This window comes from Nonomuraea sp. NPDC049378, from assembly GCF_055586745.1.
On the sequence record NZ_JBVJHP010000006.1, the window covers coordinates 66,307 to 86,788 of the forward strand.

22 protein-coding genes are annotated in these 20,482 nt (G+C 71.8%); 13 read left to right on the forward strand and 9 right to left on the reverse strand.

Annotated features, from left to right (window positions below; genetic code table 11):
* Window positions 1–5: 5 nt before the first annotated feature.
* From htpX to ACZ6SA_RS14585, 3 genes are read right to left on the reverse strand one after another with little or no spacing between them, the layout of a single operon-like run.
* The gene (gene htpX, locus ACZ6SA_RS14575; RefSeq protein WP_443151860.1) at window positions 6–905 is read right to left on the reverse strand and encodes a zinc metalloprotease HtpX; all 900 of its coding nucleotides are present in this window, start codon (window positions 903–905) and stop codon (window positions 6–8) included.
* Between the two features lie 4 nt (window positions 906–909).
* A complete protein-coding gene (pspAA, locus tag ACZ6SA_RS14580; protein ID WP_132519798.1) occupies window positions 910–1,188 on the reverse strand; it encodes a PspA-associated protein PspAA in 279 nt (92 codons plus the stop codon).
* A complete protein-coding gene (locus ACZ6SA_RS14585) occupies window positions 1,185–2,009 on the reverse strand; it encodes a PspA/IM30 family protein (RefSeq protein WP_347642598.1) in 825 nt (274 codons plus the stop codon). The genes pspAA and ACZ6SA_RS14585 overlap by 4 nt, the downstream gene beginning before the upstream one ends.
* A gap of 123 nt (window positions 2,010–2,132) precedes the next feature.
* Here ACZ6SA_RS14585 and ACZ6SA_RS14590 point away from each other — a divergent pair, with 123 nt between their 5' ends.
* On the forward strand, window positions 2,133–2,744 hold the full coding sequence (locus tag ACZ6SA_RS14590) for a DUF3043 domain-containing protein (protein WP_347642597.1): 612 nt from the start codon (window positions 2,133–2,135) through the stop codon (window positions 2,742–2,744).
* Between the two features lie 45 nt (window positions 2,745–2,789).
* Here the strand turns inward: ACZ6SA_RS14590 and ACZ6SA_RS14595 are convergent, their stop codons facing one another.
* Window positions 2,790–3,815 (reverse strand): SMI1/KNR4 family protein, encoded by a 1,026-nt coding sequence (locus ACZ6SA_RS14595; RefSeq protein WP_465828267.1) that lies wholly within the window; start codon window positions 3,813–3,815, stop codon window positions 2,790–2,792.
* Between the two features lie 57 nt (window positions 3,816–3,872).
* On the opposite strand from ACZ6SA_RS14595, the gene ACZ6SA_RS14600 reads away from it, so the two are divergent.
* A complete protein-coding gene (locus tag ACZ6SA_RS14600; RefSeq protein WP_443151863.1) occupies window positions 3,873–4,874 on the forward strand; it encodes an aldo/keto reductase family protein in 1,002 nt (333 codons plus the stop codon).
* A gap of 64 nt (window positions 4,875–4,938) precedes the next feature.
* Here the strand turns inward: ACZ6SA_RS14600 and ACZ6SA_RS14605 are convergent, their stop codons facing one another.
* Window positions 4,939–5,145 (reverse strand): hypothetical protein, encoded by a 207-nt coding sequence (locus tag ACZ6SA_RS14605; protein ID WP_347620821.1) that lies wholly within the window; start codon window positions 5,143–5,145, stop codon window positions 4,939–4,941.
* A gap of 82 nt (window positions 5,146–5,227) precedes the next feature.
* Between ACZ6SA_RS14605 and ACZ6SA_RS14610 the strand changes: the two genes are divergently transcribed.
* A complete protein-coding gene (locus ACZ6SA_RS14610; protein WP_465828269.1) occupies window positions 5,228–5,917 on the forward strand; it encodes an SCO2322 family protein in 690 nt (229 codons plus the stop codon).
* Between the two features lie 58 nt (window positions 5,918–5,975).
* Entirely contained in the window at window positions 5,976–7,058 is a 1,083-nt protein-coding gene (locus tag ACZ6SA_RS14615; protein ID WP_465828271.1) for a bifunctional adenosylcobinamide kinase/adenosylcobinamide-phosphate guanylyltransferase, read from the forward strand.
* Between the two features lie 156 nt (window positions 7,059–7,214).
* Here ACZ6SA_RS14615 and ACZ6SA_RS14620 read toward each other — a convergent pair whose 3' ends face one another.
* Window positions 7,215–8,015: an ABC transporter ATP-binding protein gene (locus ACZ6SA_RS14620; RefSeq protein ID WP_347642592.1), complete on the reverse strand. Its 801-nt coding sequence runs from the start codon at window positions 8,013–8,015 to the stop codon at window positions 7,215–7,217.
* A 104-nt stretch (window positions 8,016–8,119) separates the two neighbouring features.
* On the opposite strand from ACZ6SA_RS14620, the gene ACZ6SA_RS14625 reads away from it, so the two are divergent.
* A complete protein-coding gene (locus ACZ6SA_RS14625; RefSeq protein ID WP_465828273.1) occupies window positions 8,120–8,923 on the forward strand; it encodes an adenosylcobinamide-GDP ribazoletransferase in 804 nt (267 codons plus the stop codon).
* Here ACZ6SA_RS14625 and ACZ6SA_RS14630 read toward each other — a convergent pair.
* The 3 genes from ACZ6SA_RS14630 to ACZ6SA_RS14640 are packed head-to-tail and all read right to left on the reverse strand — an operon-like array spanning window position 8,912 to window position 11,165.
* Complete coding sequence (locus ACZ6SA_RS14630) at window positions 8,912–9,862, reverse strand: CPBP family intramembrane glutamic endopeptidase (RefSeq protein ID WP_347642590.1); 951 nt, start codon at window positions 9,860–9,862, stop codon at window positions 8,912–8,914. The two genes, ACZ6SA_RS14625 and ACZ6SA_RS14630, sit on opposite strands and share 12 nt — an antisense overlap.
* Window positions 9,859–10,821, reverse strand: coding sequence for an SdpI family protein (locus ACZ6SA_RS14635; protein ID WP_465828274.1), 963 nt, complete (start codon window positions 10,819–10,821; stop codon window positions 9,859–9,861). The genes ACZ6SA_RS14630 and ACZ6SA_RS14635 overlap by 4 nt, the downstream gene beginning before the upstream one ends.
* The gene (locus ACZ6SA_RS14640; RefSeq protein ID WP_347642588.1) at window positions 10,818–11,165 is read right to left on the reverse strand and encodes a GntR family transcriptional regulator; all 348 of its coding nucleotides are present in this window, start codon (window positions 11,163–11,165) and stop codon (window positions 10,818–10,820) included. The genes ACZ6SA_RS14635 and ACZ6SA_RS14640 overlap by 4 nt, the downstream gene beginning before the upstream one ends.
* A 105-nt stretch (window positions 11,166–11,270) precedes the next feature.
* Here ACZ6SA_RS14640 and ACZ6SA_RS14645 point away from each other — a divergent pair, with 105 nt between their 5' ends.
* The 8 genes from ACZ6SA_RS14645 (at window position 11,271) to lipA (ending at window position 20,355) form a co-directional block, all read left to right on the forward strand.
* Window positions 11,271–12,740, forward strand: coding sequence for a leucyl aminopeptidase (locus tag ACZ6SA_RS14645; RefSeq protein WP_465828276.1), 1,470 nt, complete (start codon window positions 11,271–11,273; stop codon window positions 12,738–12,740).
* 50 nt (window positions 12,741–12,790) lie between these two features.
* Window positions 12,791–14,155, forward strand: a complete 1,365-nt coding sequence (lpdA, locus tag ACZ6SA_RS14650) for a dihydrolipoyl dehydrogenase (RefSeq protein ID WP_465828278.1) — start codon at window positions 12,791–12,793, stop codon at window positions 14,153–14,155.
* 38 nt (window positions 14,156–14,193) lie between these two features.
* Complete coding sequence (gene sucB, locus ACZ6SA_RS14655; RefSeq protein ID WP_465828279.1) at window positions 14,194–15,639, forward strand: 2-oxoglutarate dehydrogenase, E2 component, dihydrolipoamide succinyltransferase; 1,446 nt, start codon at window positions 14,194–14,196, stop codon at window positions 15,637–15,639.
* 284 nt (window positions 15,640–15,923) lie between these two features.
* Window positions 15,924–16,817, forward strand: coding sequence for a TIGR01777 family oxidoreductase (locus tag ACZ6SA_RS14660; protein ID WP_465828280.1), 894 nt, complete (start codon window positions 15,924–15,926; stop codon window positions 16,815–16,817).
* A 42-nt stretch (window positions 16,818–16,859) separates the two neighbouring features.
* A complete protein-coding gene (locus tag ACZ6SA_RS14665; protein WP_347642583.1) occupies window positions 16,860–17,597 on the forward strand; it encodes a Type 1 glutamine amidotransferase-like domain-containing protein in 738 nt (245 codons plus the stop codon).
* A 37-nt stretch (window positions 17,598–17,634) separates the two neighbouring features.
* Window positions 17,635–18,327, forward strand: coding sequence for a lipoyl(octanoyl) transferase LipB (gene lipB, locus ACZ6SA_RS14670; protein ID WP_347642582.1), 693 nt, complete (start codon window positions 17,635–17,637; stop codon window positions 18,325–18,327).
* A gap of 59 nt (window positions 18,328–18,386) precedes the next feature.
* On the forward strand, window positions 18,387–19,373 hold the full coding sequence (locus ACZ6SA_RS14675; RefSeq protein WP_347642581.1) for a M48 family metalloprotease: 987 nt from the start codon (window positions 18,387–18,389) through the stop codon (window positions 19,371–19,373).
* A gap of 52 nt (window positions 19,374–19,425) precedes the next feature.
* On the forward strand, window positions 19,426–20,355 hold the full coding sequence (gene lipA / locus ACZ6SA_RS14680; RefSeq protein ID WP_347642580.1) for a lipoyl synthase: 930 nt from the start codon (window positions 19,426–19,428) through the stop codon (window positions 20,353–20,355).
* Window positions 20,356–20,482: the final 127 nt, after the last annotated feature.

Below are 20,482 nucleotides of genomic sequence, written 5' to 3' on the forward strand. Positions count from 1 at the left end.
CGGGTTCAGCCCCTTCCGAGCTGCTTGGAGATGTTCGTCAGCTGCTCCAGCCGCCGCTCGAGCCGCGGGTGCGTGGAGAACAGGTTCGCGAGCGTCTCGCCGGGGGCCAGCGCCGGGGCGAAGTAGAAGGCGTTGAACGGCTCGGCCTCGCGCAGGTCGCGCGTGGGGATCCTGGCCATGTCGCCGGTGATCTTGACCAGCGCGCTGGCCAGGGCCGACGGCCTCTGGGTGAGCAGCGCGCCCGCGCGGTCGGCGGCCAGCTCCCGGTAACGCGACAGGGCGCGGGTGAGCAGGAAGCTGATGGCGTACACGAGGACGGAGACCAGGACGATGATCAGCCCGATCGGCACGCCGCCCTGGCCGCCGTTGCGGCGGCCGCCGAGCCCGGTGTAGAGGGCGAACCTGGTCATGAGGCCCGCCACGATGCCGAGGAACGAGGCGATCGTCATGACGGCCACGTCGCGGTGCGCGACGTGGGAGAGCTCGTGCGCGAGCACGCCCTCGAGCTCCTGCGGCTCGAGTCGCCGCAGGATGCCCGTCGTCACGCAGACGACGGCGTTCTTCTGGTTGCGGCCGGTGGCGAACGCGTTGGGGACGTCGGACTCCGCGATCGCCACCCGCGGTTTGGGCATGTCGGCCAGCGCGCACAGCCGGTCGATCAGGCCGTGCAACTCGGGGGCCTCCTGCGGCGAGACCTCCCGCCCTCCCATCGCGAACAGCGCGATGCGGTCGGACAGGAAATACTGCACGAGCAGCAGACCCCCTGCCAGCACCAGCACGGTCAGCGCCCGCACGCCCAAGGCGATCAGGACGCCGACGAACACCACGTAGAGCAGCCCGAGCAGGAACATCGTCACGACCATGCGGCTGGTCAGGCCGCGGTCGGACGCGAACCGCGTACGCACGGGCTCAGCCCGGGATGAGGCCTTGGTCGCCCAGCATCTCCCGGACCTCCTCGATCGAGGCGTCCGCGGGGGGAAGGATCAGCTCTGACGGCTCAAGGCTGTCGTCGGGAAGCGCCTTGCCCACGTGGCGCACCTTGTCGAGCAGTGCGTGCAGCTTGACCCGGAACGACTTCTCGTCGCCCGCGTCGATGGCCGCCTCCAGCTCGGTGTCGAGCTCGTTGAGGACCGAGATGTCGTCGGCGGAGATCTCCACCTGACCCTCGCCCATGATCCTGACAATCATGCGCCCTCCCCTGGCTGACGCAGCTGCTGGGTCTGGCCGGGCTGCTGCTGAGCCTGCTGCGGGGCCTGCTGGGGCTGCTGCTGCGGCTGGCCCTGCTCGATGGCTCCCTGCGGCGCCGGGCCCTGGCCCAGCTCGGACTTCATCCTGGCCAGCTCGAGCTCGACGTCCATGCCGCCGCCCATGCGGTCGAGCTCGGCCTGGATGTCGTCGCCCTTGGTGCCGCTGTAGTCGTCGAGCGCGCCGCTGGCCAGCAGCTCGTCGATGGCGCCCGCGCGGGCCTGCATCGACGCCGTCTTGTCCTCGGCACGCTGGATCGCCAGGCCGACGTCGCCCATCTCCTCGGAGATGCCGGAGAACGCCTCGTTGATGCGCGTCTGCGCCTCGGCGGCGGTGTAGGTGGCCTTGATCGTCTCCTTCTTCGTGCGGAAGGAGTCGACCTTGGACTGCAGCCGCTGGGAAGCCGTGGTCAGCTTCTCCTCCTCGGCCTGCAGGTTGTCGTGCTGCACCTTCAGGTCGGCCATCTGCGCCTGCAGATTGGACCTGCGCTGCAGCGCCTCGCGGGCGAGGTCTTCACGCCCCACGGACAGCGCCTTGCGGCCCTGCTCCTCGTAACGCTGGGCCTGCTTCTCCAGGCCGGTGATCTGCAGCTCCACCCTCTTGCGTGACGTGGCGACGTCGGCCACGCCCCTGCGCACCTTCTGCAGCAGCTCCAGCTGCCGCTGATAGGAGTAGTCGAGGGTCTCGCGCGGATCCTCCATCTTGTCCAAAGCCCTGTTGGCCTTGGACTTGAAGATCATCGAAAGTCTCTTCATCACGCTCATGCGCGTCGGCCGTCCCCTTCTAGGTCGTGCTGGTGTTCCCAATGCAGCGCAGCCGCCTTGGGATTACCCTACGCATAACGCGCGAGGGCGTCACTAAGTTGCAGTCCAGGTAGGGTTGACGTCGTGTTGCGACGCCGTTCCCAAACCACCGTGGACGATACCCCCGCCCCCACTGACGATCCTAAGCCCAAGGGCAAAGGTCGTCCCACACCCAAGCGCCGGGATGCCGAAGGCAAACGGCGCCAGCCGGTCTCCGCGCCCAAAGACCGCAAAGAGGCCTATCGGCAGATGCGGGCCAAGCAGGCCGCCGAGCGCGATAAAGCCCGCAGGGGCATGCTCGCCGGTGACGAGCGCTATTTCCCCGCGAGGGACAAGGGCCCCGCGCGCAAGTTCGCGCGCGACTGGGTCGACTCCCGCCGGCTGCCGAGCCAGTATTTTCTGCCGTTCTCGCTACTCATCCTGCTGGCGACGTGGATTCCCTGGCCGATGGAGATCCGTGCGCAGGTGCTCAACCTCGTCATCGCGGTCGGCTGGCCGATCATGATGATCGGCGTGCTGTTCACCTCCATCTATGTCGCCTGGAAGGTGAAGCGGCAGGTGGCGGAGAAGATGCCGGACGAGAGCCTCAGGGGCGTCGGCTTCTACGCGGCCATGCGGGCGCTGCAGATCCGCAAGCTGCGCTTCCCGCCGCCGCAGGTTCTGCCGGGCGGCAAGCCGGTGCAGCCCAAGCGATAACCATATTTTCCCGATTTTCCGGAAGACTCCGACAAATCGGGAAAATTATGGCTTGCCGTACTTGGCGTTGTCCCAGCGCAGCACGCCTCCTCTGACCGCGGGCCGCCAGCCCTCGACCGCCGTGCCCTGCTCCAGGGCGTCGGCGACGGCCCGCATCAGCGCGTAGTAGGACGGCAGCCGGGGCGCCGTGCCGGAGATCGTGTCGTCCCACCCGACGGTGCCCGCCGCGGAATCGACCACGGCGTACACCCCGTCCTCGCCGTGGCGCTCCTCGAAGAGCACGAACGGGATCATGCGGCCGTTCCAGTCCCCGTGCGCCGGATCGGTGCGGTTCCTGGAGCACTCCGCCCGCCAGGCGTCCCTGATCCGGCGGATGCCGAGGTTGGCGGCGCCGTCGTACGAGAGCCCGAAACCGAACGCCCGCGCTCCTCGCGAGCCGTCGTGGCGCAGGAGCGAGGCGCGCAGGTCGTCGGGGAAGTCCACGCCCATCTGGGCCTCGGCGATCGCGATCGTGCGGGCCCTGCCGGGCGCTCCGAGCGTCCTGTACGAGCGGGGCGCGTTCGCCCTCAGCCACCGCTCGATCCGCCGCCACTGGCGGTCCACGGCCCGCCTGACCTTCGGATCGATCGGCCGCACCCGCACCGGGCGCGGCTCAGGCGCACACCCGGGGTCGGGCACGGGCCGGCCGGTCGGGGCCGGCGTGGGGAGCGGCGTGGGGGGCGGCGTGACGGCGGGGCCGGTGGCGAGCGGCGCAGGGAACTGAGCGTCGTTCTCGGACACCAGCAGCGCGGCGGTGAGGGCGTCCTGTTCGGCCTGGTGGGTCCGTGCCCGAGCCGAGGACGCCTCCTGCGCCTCCGTGGGGACCAGCGCGGCCGCCAGGGTGACCGCCACGATCAGCGCGATGCCGGCCCACGCCGCGCCCATCCCGGCCCTGCCGCCCGGCTGCCGCGCCGGCTGCCGCTCTGAAGGGGGCGAGGGAGGGGTCTGCGGCATGCGGGCGCGGCGGCGCAGCCGGACCACGATGGCGGTCACGACGGCGGCCGTCAGCGCCAGCCGTACGAGCTTCAGCACGTCGCGCACCCTATCCCGAAACGGATCACCCCACGTGCCGGGATTAAGGTCGGACGCATGGAATTCCGACACCTCGGTCGCAGCGGTCTCGTGGTCAGCGAGATCAGCTACGGCAACTGGCTCACCCACGGCTCCCAGGTCGAGGAGGACGCCGCCAAGCAGTGCGTTCAGGCGGCACTCGACGAGGGCATCACGACGTTCGACACGGCCGACGTGTACGCGGCGACGAAGGCCGAGGAAGTGCTCGGCCGGGCGCTGAAGGGCGTACGCAGGGAGTCGCTGGAGATCTTCACCAAGGTCTACTGGCCGACCGGGCCCGGCAGGAACGACCGCGGCCTGTCGCGCAAGCACCTCACCGAGTCGATCCACGCTTCGCTGCGGCGCCTGCAGACCGACTACGTCGACCTCTACCAGGCCCACCGCTTCGACTACGAGACCCCGCTCGAGGAGACGCTCAAGACCTTCGACGACCTCGTACGCCAGGGCAAGGTCCTCTACGTCGGCGTCAGCGAGTGGACGGCCGAGCAGATCGCCCAGGCCCTCAAGATCGCTGATCAGATGGGCTTCGACCGGATCGTGTCGAACCAGCCTCAGTACTCCATGTTGTGGCGGATCATCGAGTCCGAGGTCGTGCCGCTGAGCGAGAAGGAGGGCGTCGGCCAGATCGTCTGGTCGCCGATCGCCCAGGGCGTGCTCACCGGGAAATACCTGCCGGGACAGCAGCCCCCCGAGGGCTCGCGCGCGACCGACAAGAGCGGCGGCAGCAACATGATCGCCCGGTGGATGAGGGACGACGTGCTGACCCGCGTCCAGGAGCTCAAGCCGATCGCCGCGGACCTGGGGCTCAGCATGGCGCAGCTGGCCATCGCGTGGGTCCTGCAGAACCCGAACGTCTCCAGCGCCATCATCGGCGCCAGCCGCCCCGAGCAGGTGCGTGACAACGTGCGGGCGTCGGGCGTCAAGCTGGATGCGGACGTGCTGCGGCGGATCGACGACGTGCTCGCCCCGGTCGTCGAGCGCGACCCCTCCAAGACGGAGAGCCCCCGCACCCGCCCGTAATCACACGAGCGGCGAAAACCCCTTGAGCCACGAATGGCTCAAGGGGTTTTCGTGTTGCTGGCATTCACTCCGGACGCAATGACATTCCCGCGTACTCGACGCGATCCTCCTCGAGCAGGGCCACCTGCTCCACCCCGGATTCGAGCAGGTCACGCCAGTTCTCGCCGAGCCACGACTCCGCGTCCGCCTGGCTCGGAAAAACCTCTCGCGGCAAAGGACGATCCGTTACCTCACCACCATTTGCCTTTTCATAACGCCAACGCCATGTCATGCCATACGCTCCTTTTCCGCGGGTTCGCCGGCGCACCCTCCGCAGGCACTGGAACCCTACTCCCGAGCTTGGAGGTCCATCGATGCTGCGCGCGTTTCGTGTTGCGGCCGGAGCCGTCCTCGGGGTGGCCGCCTCGGTCTCCCTCCCCTGCTCTGCCCTCGCCGCACCGCCCGTCTCCCCCGGAGATCCCGTCCCGGGCGCGGCCGATCCCGGCGCCGCGCGCGGGTGGAGCGTCTGGCGGAGCGACGGCACCGCCTGGCTGGCGGCCGCGTCCGGCGACTCGCCGCCGGACGGCTCCGTCATCGGCTGGCGCTTCTCGGCTGCCCCGGACGGGACGGCGGGCGAACCCCCCGCCGGGGAGCTGCCCTCGTTCCAGGCCGTGTGCGGCAAGGACACCGCCGGTTCCGGGCACAAGCGCGTGGTCGTGGCGGTGGACTTCGGCGAGGCCGGCACCGACGCCTACCCCGGCGAGCATCCGCCCGCCGAGCCGTCGGCCACGTGCGTCGCGGGCGCCGAGTCCGCCACCACCGCCCGGCTCCTCGCCTCCATGGCCGGGGTCCGGGTGAACGCGGGCGGTGACGTCGTCGCGGTCGACGGCTATCCGGGCAGGGAGAAGGGCGGCACGGCGCTCGACGGCGCCCTCCCCGAGGCCGCCTCCGAGGGCGGGGTGCCGGTCACGTGGATCGCGGGTGGGGCGGGCGTGCTGGCCCTGCTCGGAGGCGGCGCCCTGGTGGCCGCCCGCCGCCGCACCACGGTGAAGGCCGGCGGCTGACCCCAAGGTCGCGCACCCGGGCGAGCGGGAGCGGACGCGGGTTTGTACGCTCGGCGCGGTGAAGCTCCTCATCAACGGCACTGCGGGCCGTACCGGCTGGCCCGAGCCCGGCTGCGGGTGCGTCTCGTGCGCCGGGTTGCCCGCCGGTCATCGCCGACCGTTCGAGCTGGTCGTGGACGGCGTGGTCCGCTACCCCTTCACCGGCCCGCCCGACGGCTACCTGCCCCTTGCGGGCGGTCTGGGGCTGGCAGGCCCCGGCGGCTCCGCGCTCCTCCACCTGCCGGCGGGACGGACGCTCCCAGTAGGTGAGCCGGTAGGCGGGCCGGTAGGTGGGCCGGCGCGCTACGACGTCGTGCTGATCGACCTGCTGGACCGGCCGGAGCGGCTCGGCGAGCTGCGGCGCTCGGGGCTGGCCGACGAGGCGACCCTGGTGGTGGCCGTCGGGCTCGATCACCGGGTCCGGTCGGAGGAGGAACTGGCCAGGCGCCTGCGGCTGTGGGGAGCGATCGCCGTCCCTGACGGCACCGAACTGGCGTGCGGCCCGCCGAACGGCCCGCGAAGCGACCCTGCGAGCCCTCGGCTGAGCGGCTCCGCGGACGAGCGGGCGGGCGGGCGGGCAGGCCGGCCGCGGCGGACGTTGTTGCTGGGCGGGTCGCGCTCGGGCAAGTCGGCGGAGGCGGAGCTGCGGCTGGCGGCGGAGCCGTACGTCACCTATGTCGCCACCGGCCCGGCCGGCGGAGAGGACGGCGAGTGGGCGGAACGGGTGCGGGCGCACCGGGCGCGGCGTCCCGCTCACTGGGCCACCGTCGAGACCACCGATCTGGCCACGGCCATCAGGCGCGCCACCACACCGCTGCTGATCGACGGGCTGGGGACCTGGGTGGCGGCGGTTTTCGACGAGCACGGGGCCTGGGAGGGCGAGCGCGCGCCCGTGGTCGAGCGCTGCGACGACCTCGTGGCGGCGTGGCGGCAGGCCCGGGAGCGGATCGTGGCGGTGTCCGACGAGGTGGGGCTGGGCGTGGTGCCCGCCACGGCCGCCGGGCGGGCCTTCAGGGACGTGCTGGGGAGGTTGAACGAGCGCCTGGCCGCCGAGTCCGAGCATGTGGCCCTGGTGGTCGCCGGGCGGTCGCTGGAGCTCTGACGGCGGCGCAGGCGCCGGCACGGACGCGGGTGGACCACCCACGAGGACGCGGAGGGGAACACCGACGCGGGCGCCTGCGAGGGCGGGGTCAGGATGGGCCGCGTCGGAGGCGGTGCCGGGAGGAGGGCACAGAGGAGGGCGCAGAGGAGGGTGCTGTCAGGGGCGTGCGGCCCGGGCGTACCAGCGGCCGTCCACGCGGTCCACGTGCAGGGAGCGGCCGAAGCAGTCGGAGAGGTTGGCGGGGGTGAGCACGTCGTCCACGGGGCCGGCGGCGAGCACTCTGGCGTCGCGCATCAGCATCGCGTGGGTGGTCGTCGCGGGCACCTCCTCCAGGTGGTGCGTCACCATCACGGTGGTGAGCACGGGCCTGGTCGTGGCGAGCTCCTCGACAGCGGTGATGAGGTCTTCCCTGGCGGGCAGGTCGAGCCCCGCGAACGGCTCGTCGAGCAGCAGCACCGCCGGGTCGGCCATGAGCGCCCTGGCCACCCGGATCCTCGCGCGTTCCCCCTGCGAGCACACGCGGAACGGCCGCTCCGCCAGCTCCTTGCAGCCCAGGTCCGCGAGCAGCCGGTGGGCCCGGTCACGCTCCACGTCGCCGTACCTGTCCCACAGCGGAGCGCTCGTCCCCGTGTGACCGGTGAGCACCACGGTGTGCGCGGTCGCGCCCTCCTGCTCCATCAGCTCCTCGTCGATCAGCCGCTGGCTGGAGGCGACGAGGCCGATGTGCCGGCGCAGCTCGCGCACGTCGACCCGGCCGAGCGGGTGGCCGAGCACCTTGACCGTGCCCTCGCTGGGATGGCGTACGGCGCCGGCCAGCGAGAGGAGCGTCGTCTTGCCCGCGCCGTTGGGGCCGAGGACGGCCCAGTGGTCGCCGTAGCCGACCTGCCAGTCGATGCCGTCGAGCAGCGCCTTGCCGACAACGCGGACGTCTACGCCTTCGAGTTCAAGCACGTGCATCCCGACAGACTAGTGGGCACCGGGATCGTCCGTTACCGATGTGAAATACGAACGCGTACCGGCGCTACGGTCTCTCCCAGGCACGAGGAGAGGACGGCGGTCCGGTGAGCGGGTTTGTCAGGGTTCGGCGGTTCGCGGACGGCTGGCGGTTCTCGACCGGCACGCTGACCGTCTTCCCCGTACGCGTGGAGCGGGTGGACCGGGAGGTCGCGGGGCGGGCGATGGTGCTGGCGCCGGCCGTCGGGCTGGTGCTCGGGCTCGTCGCCGGGCTGCCGTTGCCGCTGGTCTCGCTGCTGCACGGGCCGCCGCTGCTCGGCGCGGCGCTGGCGGCGGGGTCGCTGGCCGTACTGACCCGGGGGCTGCATCTGGACGGGCTCGCCGACCTCGCCGACGGGCTGGGCAGTGGCCGGCCGGCCACTCAGGCGCTCGACGTCATGAAAAAGTCGGACATCGGGCCGTTCGGGGTGATGGCGCTGGTGTTCACGCTGCTCATCCAGGTGGTCGCGGCCGCCGACGCCGGCTACGCCGCCTTCGTGACCGCCTGCGCGACGGGACGGCTGGCGCTGGTGTGGGCCTGCCGGGCGGGCGTGCCCGCCGCCCGGCCCGGCGGGCTCGGCGCGATGGTCGCGGGCACGGTACGCCCGCTCGCGCCGTGGCTCGTCACCGTGGCCGCGCTGCTCGGCGCGGGCTGGGCGGGCGTGCTGCCGGCCGTCCCGCCCGCCGGCCCCGGCCCGGGCTGGGCGGGCGCGGTCGTGCTGCCGGCCGGGCTGCTCGCCGGGCTCGGCGCCGCCCTGCTGCTGCTCCGGCACGCCGGACGGCGACTCGGCGGGATCACCGGCGACGTTCTCGGCGCGCTCGTGGAGACCGCCACGGCCACGGCGCTGGTGGTGTGCGCGCTACTCGGCTGAGTCGTGGTGTGCGCTGCTCGCCGAGGTCCGGGGCTCGGCGGCGGCTGGGGTCGTCCGGTCCGCCGGCTCCTGGCGTACCGGGAAGAAGCGGAGCAGCGCCGCGCCGGCCAGTGCCAGCACGACCCAGCCGACCAGGCCGGTCAGCCCGACCAGGAGTTCGTCGGGGGGCGCGGCGGCGTCGCCGAGCAGCAGGATGGGCGGCATGACCGCGTTGAGCGAGCCGTGGGCCACGACCGCGGGCCACACACTGCCCGTGCGCAGCCGCAACCATCCGATCAGCACTCCGGCCAGCACGCAGAAGCCGATGAAGAACAGGGCCGCCCACGAGCTCAGGCTGGGGTAGTTGTAGCCGAGCAGGGTGAGCGGGGCGTGCCAGACGCCCCAGATCGCGCCGGAGAGCAGCAGGCCGGCGAGCATGCCGTTCGTGGAGGTGAGGCGGGGCAGCAGCCATCCCCGCCAGCCCCACTCCTCCCCCAGGGCGGGGATGGCGTTGAGCAGCGGGCCGGCGACGATCGCCACCACGATCTGCAGTGCCGCGACCGTGCCGAGCTCGCCGGGGATCTCCATGCCGCGGGCCTGCAGGGCCGCCCTGAGCAGGCTGAGCCGGTCGAGGTCGAGCGCGACCAGGCCGGCGGCGGCGCTGAGCCCCATCGCGAGGAACGCCAGCAGGGGCACCCCGAGCCAGGCGGCCAGCACGAGCAGCCAGGTGCGCTTCCGGCGCTCGCCGAACGTGAGCCCGGTCCGGCGGGCCCACTCCCGGGCGGGCGCGCGCGTGACGGCCCACGCGCCGAGCACCGCCACGGTGGGCGTGAACATCATGGCCGAGGCCACCAGGGGCATCAGCGGCGAGCCGAGGCCCCCGCCGAGCCACAGGGGCAGCGCGACCGCCCAGGACAACCCGAAGGCGAGGACGATGAAGATGGGGAGAGGTCTGTTCATTGCTCCACTCGCTCCGCGATGAGGGCGTTGATGAGGGATGCGCCGCGTGAAGCGTCGTCGATGCTGATCGCAAGTCGACCGCCGGAACGGTACCTGATGATCAGGCACTCCCCGCCGCGCAACATGATGGTGGCGCTGCCGGGGAGCCCGCGGAAGCCCCAGCCGCCGACCTGGCTCGGATGGCGGGTCTCCGACAGCGCCACGTCGATCTTCTGCAGCCGGATCCTGCGCACCGGCCAGCCGAACGGCCCGAACCCGATCGCCACCCCGTCGCCGCTCACCCTGACGGCGACCGAGGCGGACAGCAGCCCCAGGAGGAGCACGATGACGAGCACGGGCAGCGTGACGCCCAGGACGGCGCCCGCCCCGGACCCGAGGAGACGCAGCGCGGCCAGCACGCCCACGCCTCCGCCCGCGGCGGCGGCTACCGCGGCCAGCCACGGGTTGGTGACACGGCTGACCCAGACCGTGCGCTCTCCCTCCCTGAGCCAGAGCCGCGGCGGGCGCGCGTCTGCGGAAGGCGCCTGGTCGGGCTCGCCCCTGCCGAGGTAGCCGGCGGCGACGGCCACGGCGGCGGATCCCGCGAGGGTGACGATGACGTGCCAGGCCGTCAGCTGCGCCGCCGTCCAGACGGGTACGTCGAGGTTCGCCGCCAGAACGCTGAGGCTTGCGCCGGGCGCGAACACGCTCATGAAGCCCAGCGTGCCCCACCAGAACATCCGGCCGTCCCTGTGCGCGTGCGCCCGCCTGCTCCCGACCAGCAGAAGCACCCAGGGCACTCCCCACAGCACCAGCCCCACGGCGACGAACCCGGTGAACGGCATCGAACCGTCCACCCCCTCGTTCCCCCAGTGCGTGGCCATCGGATCGGGCAGCCGGTCGCGTACCGCCAGGGGGACCAGGACGAACGCGGCGGTGACCGGCAGGCCCCATGCCGCGGCGATGACTCGGGGGTTCATGGCAGTTCCTCCAAGATGGCGATGAGGTCGTCACGGCCGTAGCCGTGCTTCCTGGCCTCCTCCAATAGCTCAAGCGCCCGCTGCACCAGCAGGGCGCGCCCGTCCGCGCGGCCCGCGACGCTGACCCCCCTGCCTCTCCTGAACTCCAGCAGGCCCTCGTCCCGCAGGTCGCGCAGCGCGCGCAGCACGGTGTTGGGGTTGATGCCGAGCGCCTGGGCCAGGTCGCGGGCCGGTGGCAGCCGGTCCCCCGGGCGATAGGAGCCCTCGCCGATGGCGCGCCGGATGGCGCCGGCCACCTGCTCGTGCAGGGGCCTGGCGTCGTTCAGGTCGAGGGTCAGCAGCATGATGCCAATGACACTAGCACCATGTCGCATGAAAACCTACAGCGCCATTGGTAGGATGAACCCCTGTTTGTGAGTACCGAGAAACCGTGGATAGCATCGGTTTACGTGACCACTGTGCGGCTGAACTCAGCAGATCCCGTCTCCTTCGACACCGACGCCTTGATCGTCGGCTTCAGGTCCGGCCCCGACGGCCCCCGGCCCGTGACGGGCGACGAGTCCCTCGACACGGCCTTCGGCGGCAAGCTCGCCGGCTCCCTCGCAGCCGTCGCCTTCACCGGCAAGGCCGGCGAGCTGGCCAAGCTGCCGACGTTCGGCGCCACCGCCGCACCGCTGCTGGTCGCAGTCGGCCTGGGCGACTCCCCCGACGCCGACGGCCTGCGCCGGGCCGCCGGCGCCGCCGTGCGCTCACTGGCCGGCACCGCGCGCGCCGCGCTCGTCCTGCCCGCGGACACCCCTGACGAGGCCGAGGCCGTCGCGCTGGGCGCGCTGCTGGGGGCGTACACGTTCGCCCGCTACCGCACCGACGGCGAGCAGAAGCCGCCCGTCTCGGAGCTCACCGTGGTCTCCGGCCAGCCCGAGGGCGTGGCCGAGCGCGCGAGCGTGCTGGCCGAGTCCGTCGCGCTGGTGCGCGACCTGGTCAACACCCCGCCCTCCGACCTGTGGCCGGCCAAGTTCGCCGAGATCGCCGAGCAGTCGGGCGGCAAGGCGGGGCTGAGCGTCGAGGTCCTCGGCGAGAAGGCGCTCAAGGACGGCGGCTACGGCGGCCTCATCGGCGTCGGCCAGGGCTCGGCCAACCCGCCGCGCCTGGTCCGCCTCTCCTACACCCACCCCGAGGCGAGCAAGACGCTGGCGTTCGTGGGCAAGGGCATCACGTTCGACTCCGGCGGCCTGTCGCTCAAGCCGTCGGCCTCGATGGACTGGATGAAGTCCGACATGGGCGGCGCGGGCGCCGTGTTCGGCGCGCTGATCGGCATCGCCAGGCTCGGCCTGCCCGTCAACGCGATCGGCTACCTCTGCCTGGCGGAAAACCTGCCCAGCGGCACCGCGCAGCGCCCCTCCGACGTCATCCACAGCTACAGCGGCAAGACGGTCGAGGTGCTCGACACCGACGCCGAGGGCCGTCTCGTGCTCATGGACGGCATCGCCAGAGCCGCCGAGGACAACCCCGACGTGATCGTCGACGTCGCCACCCTCACCGGCGCGCAGATCGTGGCGCTGGGCTGGCGCACCGCCGGCGTCATGGCCAACGACGACGCCGTCAGGGAGCTCGTCCTCGAGGCCGCCACGGCCGCGGGCGAGGGCGCGTGGGGCATGCCGCTGCCCGAAGAGCTGCGCAAGGGTCTGGACTCACCGATCGCCGACCTCGCCAACCTGCAGCCCGAGCGGTGGGGCAGCATGCTGACGGCGGGCATCTTCCTGAAGGAGTTCGTGCCCGAAGGAGTGCGCTGGGCCCACATCGACATGGCCGGCCCCGCGTTCAACAAGGGCGAGCCGTACGGTTACGTCCCGAAGGGCGGCACCGGTGCGATCACCCGCACGCTCATCGGACTGGCAGAGCGGCACGCGAGCATCTGAAACAAATGAAAAGATGAGGGCATCACAACACCCCGACAAGGAGCCTTCCTGTGGCCTATGACATCGTCGTCCTAGGTGGCGGCAGCGGCGGTTACGCCTGCGCGCTCCGGGCGGCCGAGCTGGGCAAGTCGGTCGTCCTGATCGAAAAGGACAAGATCGGCGGCACCTGCCTCCACAGGGGATGCATCCCCACGAAGGCCCTGCTGCACTCCGCCGAGGTCGCCGACGAGACCCGCGAGAGCAAGTCCTTCGGCGTCAAGGCGCGCTTCGACGGCATCGACGTCCAGGGCGTCCACGCGTTCAAGGACAAGATCGTCACGCGGGCGTGGAAGGGCGTGCAGGGCCTGCTGAAGGGTGCCGGCGTGACGATCGTCGAGGGCGAGGGCCGCCTCGCGGGGCCCGGCCGGGTCCAGGTGGGCTCCGAGGTCTACGAAGGCCGCAACGTCGTCCTGGCCACCGGCTCCGCCCCCAAGACGCTGCCCGGCCTGGAGATCGACGGCGAGCGCGTCATCACCAGCGAGCACACGCTCACGATGGACCACGTCCCCAGCTCGGTGATCGTGCTGGGCGGTGGCGTGATCGGCGTCGAGCTGGCCAGCGTCTACCGCTCGTTCGGAGCCGAGGTCACGATCGTCGAGGCGCTGCCGCACCTGCTCCCCACGGAGGAGGAGTCCAGCTCCAAGCTGCTGGAGCGGGCCTTCCGCCGCCGCGGCATCAAATACGAGCTGGGCGTCTTCTTCGACGGCGCCAAGACCACGGAAACCGGTGTGGTCGTCACGCTCGCCAACGGCAAGACCCTCGACGCCGAGCTCCTGCTCGTCGCGGTCGGCCGCGGCGCCGTCTCCTCGGGCATGGGCTTCGAGGAGCAGGGCGTCACCGTCGAGCGCGGCGCCGTCGTGGTCGACGAGCACTGCCAGACGTCCGTGCCGGGCGTCTACGCCATCGGCGACCTCATCCCGACGCTGCAGCTCGCGCACGCCGGCTTCGCGGAGGGGATCATGGTGGCCGAGCACATCGCCGGCCTCAACCCGCCGCCCATCGACTACGCGGGCGTGCCGCGCATCACCTACTCCGACCCGGAGGTGGCCTCCGTCGGGATCACCTCGGCGCAGGCGGCCGAGCGCGGCATCGAGATCGTCGAGCAGGTCTACGACCTGGCGGGCAACCCCAAGAGCCAGATCCTCGGCACCTCGGGCGCCGTGAAGGTCATCGCCCAGAAGGACGGCCCCGTCGTCGGTGTCCACATGGTGGGCAGGCGCATCGGCGAGCTCGTCACGGAGGGCCAGCTGATCTACAACTGGGAGGCGCTGCCCGCAGAGGTCGCCCAGCTCATCCACGCACATCCGACGCAGTCCGAGGCAGTCGGTGAGGCGATGCTGGCCCTGGCCGGCAAGCCGTTGCACGTACACAACTAGTCCAGCCCTCGAGATCAGAACGCGAGAGAAGAATAACGATGCCGGTCTCCGTACAGATGCCCCAGCTCGGCGAGAGCGTGACCGAGGGCACCGTAACCCGTTGGCTGAAGAAGGAGGGCGAGCGCGTCGAGGCTGACGAGCCGCTCCTCGAAGTGTCGACCGACAAGGTCGACACAGAGATCCCGTCGCCGTCCGCGGGCGTCCTCACCAAGATCGTGGTGGCCGAGGACGAGACCGTCGAGGTCGGGGCCGAGCTCGCCGTCATCGACGAGAACGGCCAGGCGGGCGCCACCGCGTCGGCTCCCGAGGCGGCTCCGGCCGCCGAGCCGGCCCCGCAGCCGGCCGCGCAGCCCGAGCCCGAGCCCGCGCCCGCGCCGGCTCCTCCCGCCTCCTCGATCCCGCAGCCGGCTCCGGCGCAGCCCGCCCCGGCTCCGCAGCCCGCCCCGCAGGCGCCCGCGCCGGAGCGGCAGGCGCCGGCCGCCGAGCCCACCCCGATCCCGTCGGGCGACAGCCCTTACGTGACGCCGCTGGTGCGCAAGCTCGCGAACGAGCACGGGGTCGACCTCGACTCGATCACGGGCACCGGCGTCGGTGGCCGCATCCGCAAGCAGGACGTGCTCGAGGCGGCCAAGACGCAGCGCGAGCAGGCCGCCCAGGCCACGCAGGCGCCCGCCGCCGCCCAGCCCGCCGCCGCTCCCGCCCCCGCGGCCCAGGCTCCGGCCGCCGCCGCGGCGCCCGAGCCGGTGGAGGTCGACACGACGCTGCGCGGCCGCACCGAGAAGATGTCGCGCCTGCGCCAGACGATGTCCAAGCGGCTGGTCGAGTCGCTGCAGACGGCGGCGCAGCTCACCACCGTGGTCGAGGTCGACGTCACCAAGATCGCTCGGCTGCGCGAGCAGGCGAAGGCCGACTTCTTCCGCCGCGAGGGCGTCAAGCTGTCGTTCATGCCGTTCTTCGAGATGGCCGCCATCGAGGCGCTCAAGCAGCACCCGAAGCTCAACGCGACGATCAACAACGAGACCATGGAGGTCACCTACTTCGACGTCGAGCACCTGGGCATCGCGGTCGACACCGAGCGCGGCCTGATCGCGGCGGTCATCAAGAACGCCGGCGACCTCAACCTCGCCGGGCTCGCCCGCAAGACGGCCGACCTGGCCGAGCGCACGCGCGCCAACAAGGTGACCCCTGACGAGATCACCGGCGGCACGTTCACGCTGACCAACACCGGCAGCCGGGGCGCCCTGTTCGACACGCCGATCCTCAACCAGCCGCAGGTGGGCATGCTCGGCACCGGCGCCGTCGTGAAGCGGCCCGTGGTGATCGACACGCCTGAGGGCGAGGCCATCTCCGTGCGGTCGATGGTCTACCTCGCGCTGACCTACGACCACCGGCTGGTGGACGGCGCCGACGCGGCGCGTTTCCTGACGACGGTCAAGCGCCGTCTCGAGGAGGGCCGCTTCGAGGCCCAGCTCGGGCTCGCGTAGCCGCGGGACGTCGTGACGCCGGGCGGTCCTCACGGGCCGCCCGGCGTTCGCATGTGACGCTGCCCTCGCGTGAAAGGCCGCAGACCGGCACAGGCGTTCGAACGGGCCTCGGACGCGAGAGGGCGACCCACCGGCCGCGACGCGCACGGCTCCTGGCGGGGCACGACGTCGCGAGCGGGGCCCCGCGACAACGCTCGGCGTGCCGCCGCCTCCCGCGCCGGGGCCGGGGCGACACGTGCGAGTGGCGGCACGCCGCCGGGAAGGCGGCGGCGTACATTGGGATGATGGCGATCATCGTGACGGGGGCGTCGGGGCTGCTCGGCTCGGCGCTGGTCGAGGCGCTGCGGGCCGAGGGCCGGGAGGTCGTCAGGCTGGTACGCCGGGAGCCCCGCGGAGCCGGTGAGGCCTTCTGGCAACCGCGGGAGCAGGTGATCGACCTGGCCGCGCTCGAGGGCGCCGACGGCGTGGTCCATCTCGCCGGGGCGCCGATCGCCGACCGGCGGTGGAGCGAGGCGTACAAACGGGAACTGGTCACCAGCCGGGTGGAGGGCACCCGGGTGCTCGTCGACGCCCTGCGGGAGCTGGAGGCGCCGCCCAGGGTGCTCCTGTCGGCGTCCGGAGTCGATTTCTACGGCGACACAGGAGATCGGGTGATCGACGAGAGCCAGGGCCGGGGCGAGGGTTTCCTGGCGGACCTGTGCGCGACCTGGGAGGGCGAGGCGGAGCGGGCCCGGGAGGCGGGAATCAGGACCGCGTTCGCGCGTACGGGGCTGGTGCTGAGCCGCCGGGGCGGGGCGCTGGCCAGGATGTTGCCGATCTTCAGGTTGGGGCTGGGGGCGCCGCTCGGGTCGGGGAAGCAGTACTGGTCGTGGATCAGCGTGGACGACTGGGTGGGGGCCGCGCTCCATGTCCTGAAAAATCAGGACGTAGACGGGCCGGTGAACTTCACGTCGCCCTCCCCCGTCACCAACGCCGAGTTCACGAGGGCGCTCGGAAAAGCCCTGCGCAGAAGCACGATGCCGCTCCCCGTGCCGGCGTTCGCGCTGTCCGCGGGGCTCGGCGAGTTCGTCCGCGAGGCGCTGCTCCCCGGCCACCGGATCCTGCCGGCGAAGTTGTCCGCCGCTGACTACCGCTTCGCGCATACCCGTCTCGACGAGGCGCTCAGCACCGTACTCTAGGATGCCGTTCCACTACTTTCAGCACGTCGGGAGAATCTTGACATGAGCCGGTCAGGACAGTCGCACATCCTCGCCATCGGCGGTGGATCGTTCCGCCCGAGCAACCGCCACAACGTCATCGAGGCGAGCCCGCTGCTGCGCTACGGCATCGACCTGACCGGACAGGACCGCCCGAAGCTCGGCCTGGTCGCCACGGCGCTCGGCGACTCGAGCGACTGGCTGCTGAAGATGTACGGCGCCTTCGCCGGGTGGGACGTCGAGCTGAGCCATCTGACGGTGTTCCCGATGCCCAACGTGCCCGATCCCCGGGCCTGGATGCTCGAACAGGACATGATCTACGTCAGCGGCGGCAGCGTCGCCAACCTGATGGCGTTGTGGCGGCTGCACGGCCTGGACGAGGCGTTCGACGAGGCGTGGCGGGCGGGCGTGGTGCTGTCCGGGCAGAGCGCGGGCGCGTTGTGCTGGCACGTCGGGGGCAACACCGACTCCTTCGGCCCGGAGCTGCAGGTGTGGGCCGAGGGCATGGCCCTGCTGCCCTACTCGTGCGGCGTCCACTACGACTCCGACCCCCAGCGCCGCGAGCTGTTGCAGAGGTCGGTGGCCGACGGCGAGCTGCCCGGCGGATACGCCGCCGACGAGGGCGTCGGGCTGCACTACGTGGGCACCGAGTTCATCCAGGCCGTGACCGTCGAGCCGGGCGGCTACGCGTACAAGGTCGAGCACGACGGCGCCGGCGGGGTCAAGGAGGTCAGGATCGAGCCACGGTTGCTGACCCCCTGATTACCCTTCGAAGGTAAGGGAACGGCACAATAGGCTCATGCGCCCCATCCACGGGGACGATCCCCACGCACTCGCCATCGTCCGCCTAGGTGTCGACGTCCCCTACGAGCAGGCCTGGTCGCTGCAGCGCTGGGTGCACGACAAGCGGGTCGCCGGCGAGCTGACCGACACCGTCCTGTTCCTGGAGCACGCGCCGGTCTACACCGCGGGCAAGCGCACCGCCCCGCATGAGCGACCCGCTGACGGCACCCCGGTCATCGACGTCGACCGGGGCGGCCGGCTCACCTGGCACGGCCCCGGGCAGCTCGTCGCCTACCCCATCGTCGCGATCACCGACGTGGTCGCCTACGCCTGCCGCCTCGAAGACGTGATGATCCAGATCTGCGCCGACTTCGGCGTCACGGCCAGGCGCGTGCGGGGACGCGGCGGCGTCTGGGCCGCCGGCGAGCCCAGCCTCGGGCTGCCCGACCGCCAGCTCGGCGCGGTCGGGTTGCGCGTCACGCGCGGCGTCACCATGCACGGTTTCGCCCTCAACTGCGCCAACGACCCGCGCTGGTTCAACCGCATCACGCCGTGCGGCATCCCCGGCGTGGGCGTCTCCTCGCTGTCGGCGGAGACGGGACGCCGCATCGTGGTCGAGGAGGTCTTGCCGATCGCGGAGAAGCGGCTGGCCGAAGCACTCGGCATGGAGCCGTACGACCTGCACGAGGAGGATCTCCTCCGCCGGTAACCGTATCGGCACCTGACCGTGCCGGAAATATGGGCGTATTCCGGCTTAGGCTCGCGCGTGTGACGTCCATCCTGGCTTTTCTCCTCGCGCTCGTGGTGCATCTGCTGACCCTGGCGTTCGTCGCCCTGGGCGGGTGGATCATCCTCAGCCGACCGGACTCCCTGATCGCGTGGTTGTTCGGCGGCGCGAGCGTGACCATCGGGTGGGCGCTGCGGCCACGCCTGGGCGGTGGCCTGCCCGCCGACGCCGAGGTGCTCGACCGGGCCGCGGCTCCTCAGCTGTACGCCGCCGCGGAGCGGGTGGCCGACCGGGTGGGCGTCAAGCGCCCCGCGAAGGTGGCGGTCATGGACCTGGCCACGGACACCCGGTACGTCCGCGCCGGCCTCCTGCGCACCCCCGTCCTGCTGGTCGGCCTGCCGTTGTGGCTGGCGCTGCCGCCGAGGCAGCGGGCCGCCCTGCTGGCCGCGGCGTACGCGCAGGCCCCGACCGGCGGTGAGCTGGTGGTGAACGGCGCCCTGGACACCCTGGCGGCGTGGCATGACGCGCTGCTGGGCGCCGAGCCGCTCCGGGTCAGGGAGGAGGCGCAGACGACGATCGCCGCCTCCTCGCTGGGCGTTCTGGACCATCCGGGGACCACGTACGAGGTGGCGGGCTTCTTCGGCCGCCTGCTCGGCCGGGTGCTGGGCGTGCCGCTGCTGCTGCTGGAGTACACGCTGACCAGGCTGGCGCGCGCCGGCGAGCACCGTGTCCAGGCCCGGCGGCGGACGCTGACGCTGCGGGCCGCCTCCGCCGGGGAGATCGCGGCACTGGAGGAGCTGGCGGCCAAGGGGGGCTATCTGGCGCCGATGCAGGCGGCGGCGCTGCGCGGCGAGAGCGTCACGTCGATCAGGCAGAACGCGCTGGCCAGGTTCCGGCTCACCGACGACGGCGTGCTCGCCTCCGTCCCGCGCTCCGAAGTGCTCGGCGCGCACGAGTCCGAGCGGATCGACGAGGAACTGCTCCTTCACTACACCCGGGCGATCGGCGGGTTCGGCCTGGTCACGTGAGCGCGTACGCCCCCTCGGACGGCGCGGTTCGCGGGAGACGTAAGCTGAGAACGTGACCGTTGCTCCTGAAGGCCGAAAGCTCCTCCGCCTGGAGGTGCGCAACGCCGAAACCCCTATCGAGCGCAAGCCCCCGTGGATCAAGACCAAGCTGAAGACGGGTCCCGAATACACCGAGCTCAAGTCGCTGGTGCGCCGGGAGGGTCTGCACACGGTCTGTGAAGAGGCGGGCTGTCCCAATATCTACGAGTGCTGGGAAGACCGCGAGGCCACCTTCCTGATCGGCGGCGACCAGTGCACGCGCCGCTGCGACTTCTGCCAGATCGACACGGGCAAACCCAAGGAATACGACCGCGACGAGCCCCGCAGGGTGGCCGAGTCCGTCCAGCAGATGGGCCTGCGCTACGCCACCGTCACCGGGGTGGCCCGCGACGACCTGCCCGACGGCGGCGCCTGGCTCTACGCCGAGACCGCGCGCCAGATCCACGCGCTGCTGCCCGGCTGCGGTGTCGAGTTGCTGGTGCCCGACTTCAACGGCGACCGCGACCAGCTGGAGGAGGTCTTCTCCAGCCGGCCCGAGGTGTTCGCGCACAACGTCGAGACGGTGCCGCGGATCTTCAAGCGCATCCGCCCGGCCTTCCGCTACGACCGTTCGCTCCAGGTGATCACGACGGCTCGCGAGGCCGGGCTGGTGACCAAGTCCAACCTGATCCTGGGCATGGGCGAGACGCGCGAGGAGATCACCGAGGCCATGCGCGACCTCCACGCCGCCGGCACCGACCTGCTGACGATCACCCAATACCTCCGGCCGACGCCGCGCCACCACCCGGTGGAGCGGTGGGTCAAGCCGGAGGAGTTCGTCGAGCTGCAGGCCGAGGCCGAGGCCATCGGGTTCGCCGGAGTGCTGTCCGGGCCGCTGGTCCGCTCGTCCTACCGGGCGGGCAGGCTCTACAAGCAGGCCATCCAGGCGCGCCAGACCGCTTGAGCGGCCGGCAGGGGCCCCGGGGCGCACCCCCCCGGGGCCCCCCCCATCTTTTTCCCCCTTTAGTTTTCCCTCTGCCCTGCCCCCCCTTCTCTGCCCCCTCTTCCCTTTCCTCCCTTCCCGGTTCATC

Coding starts and splice junctions, on each gene's coding strand:
- ACZ6SA_RS14640 (WP_347642588.1), bottom strand. CDS start 11,165: ATGCTGCTGACCCTCGACCTGAACGACGCCAGGCCCCTGCACGAGCAG.
- pspAA (WP_132519798.1), bottom strand. CDS start 1,188: ATGATTGTCAGGATCATGGGCGAGGGTCAGGTGGAGATCTCCGCCGAC.
- ACZ6SA_RS14585 (WP_347642598.1), bottom strand. CDS start 2,009: ATGAGCGTGATGAAGAGACTTTCGATGATCTTCAAGTCCAAGGCCAAC.
- ACZ6SA_RS14620 (WP_347642592.1), bottom strand. CDS start 8,015: ATGCACGTGCTTGAACTCGAAGGCGTAGACGTCCGCGTTGTCGGCAAG.
- ACZ6SA_RS14665 (WP_347642583.1), top strand. CDS start 16,860: ATGAGCCGGTCAGGACAGTCGCACATCCTCGCCATCGGCGGTGGATCG.
- ACZ6SA_RS14610 (WP_465828269.1), top strand. CDS start 5,228: ATGCTGCGCGCGTTTCGTGTTGCGGCCGGAGCCGTCCTCGGGGTGGCC.
- sucB (WP_465828279.1), top strand. CDS start 14,194: ATGCCGGTCTCCGTACAGATGCCCCAGCTCGGCGAGAGCGTGACCGAG.
- lipB (WP_347642582.1), top strand. CDS start 17,635: ATGCGCCCCATCCACGGGGACGATCCCCACGCACTCGCCATCGTCCGC.
- ACZ6SA_RS14605 (WP_347620821.1), bottom strand. CDS start 5,145: ATGACATGGCGTTGGCGTTATGAAAAGGCAAATGGTGGTGAGGTAACG.
- ACZ6SA_RS14635 (WP_465828274.1), bottom strand. CDS start 10,821: ATGAACCCCCGAGTCATCGCCGCGGCATGGGGCCTGCCGGTCACCGCC.
- ACZ6SA_RS14660 (WP_465828280.1), top strand. CDS start 15,924: ATGGCGATCATCGTGACGGGGGCGTCGGGGCTGCTCGGCTCGGCGCTG.
- ACZ6SA_RS14600 (WP_443151863.1), top strand. CDS start 3,873: ATGGAATTCCGACACCTCGGTCGCAGCGGTCTCGTGGTCAGCGAGATC.
- ACZ6SA_RS14630 (WP_347642590.1), bottom strand. CDS start 9,862: ATGAACAGACCTCTCCCCATCTTCATCGTCCTCGCCTTCGGGTTGTCC.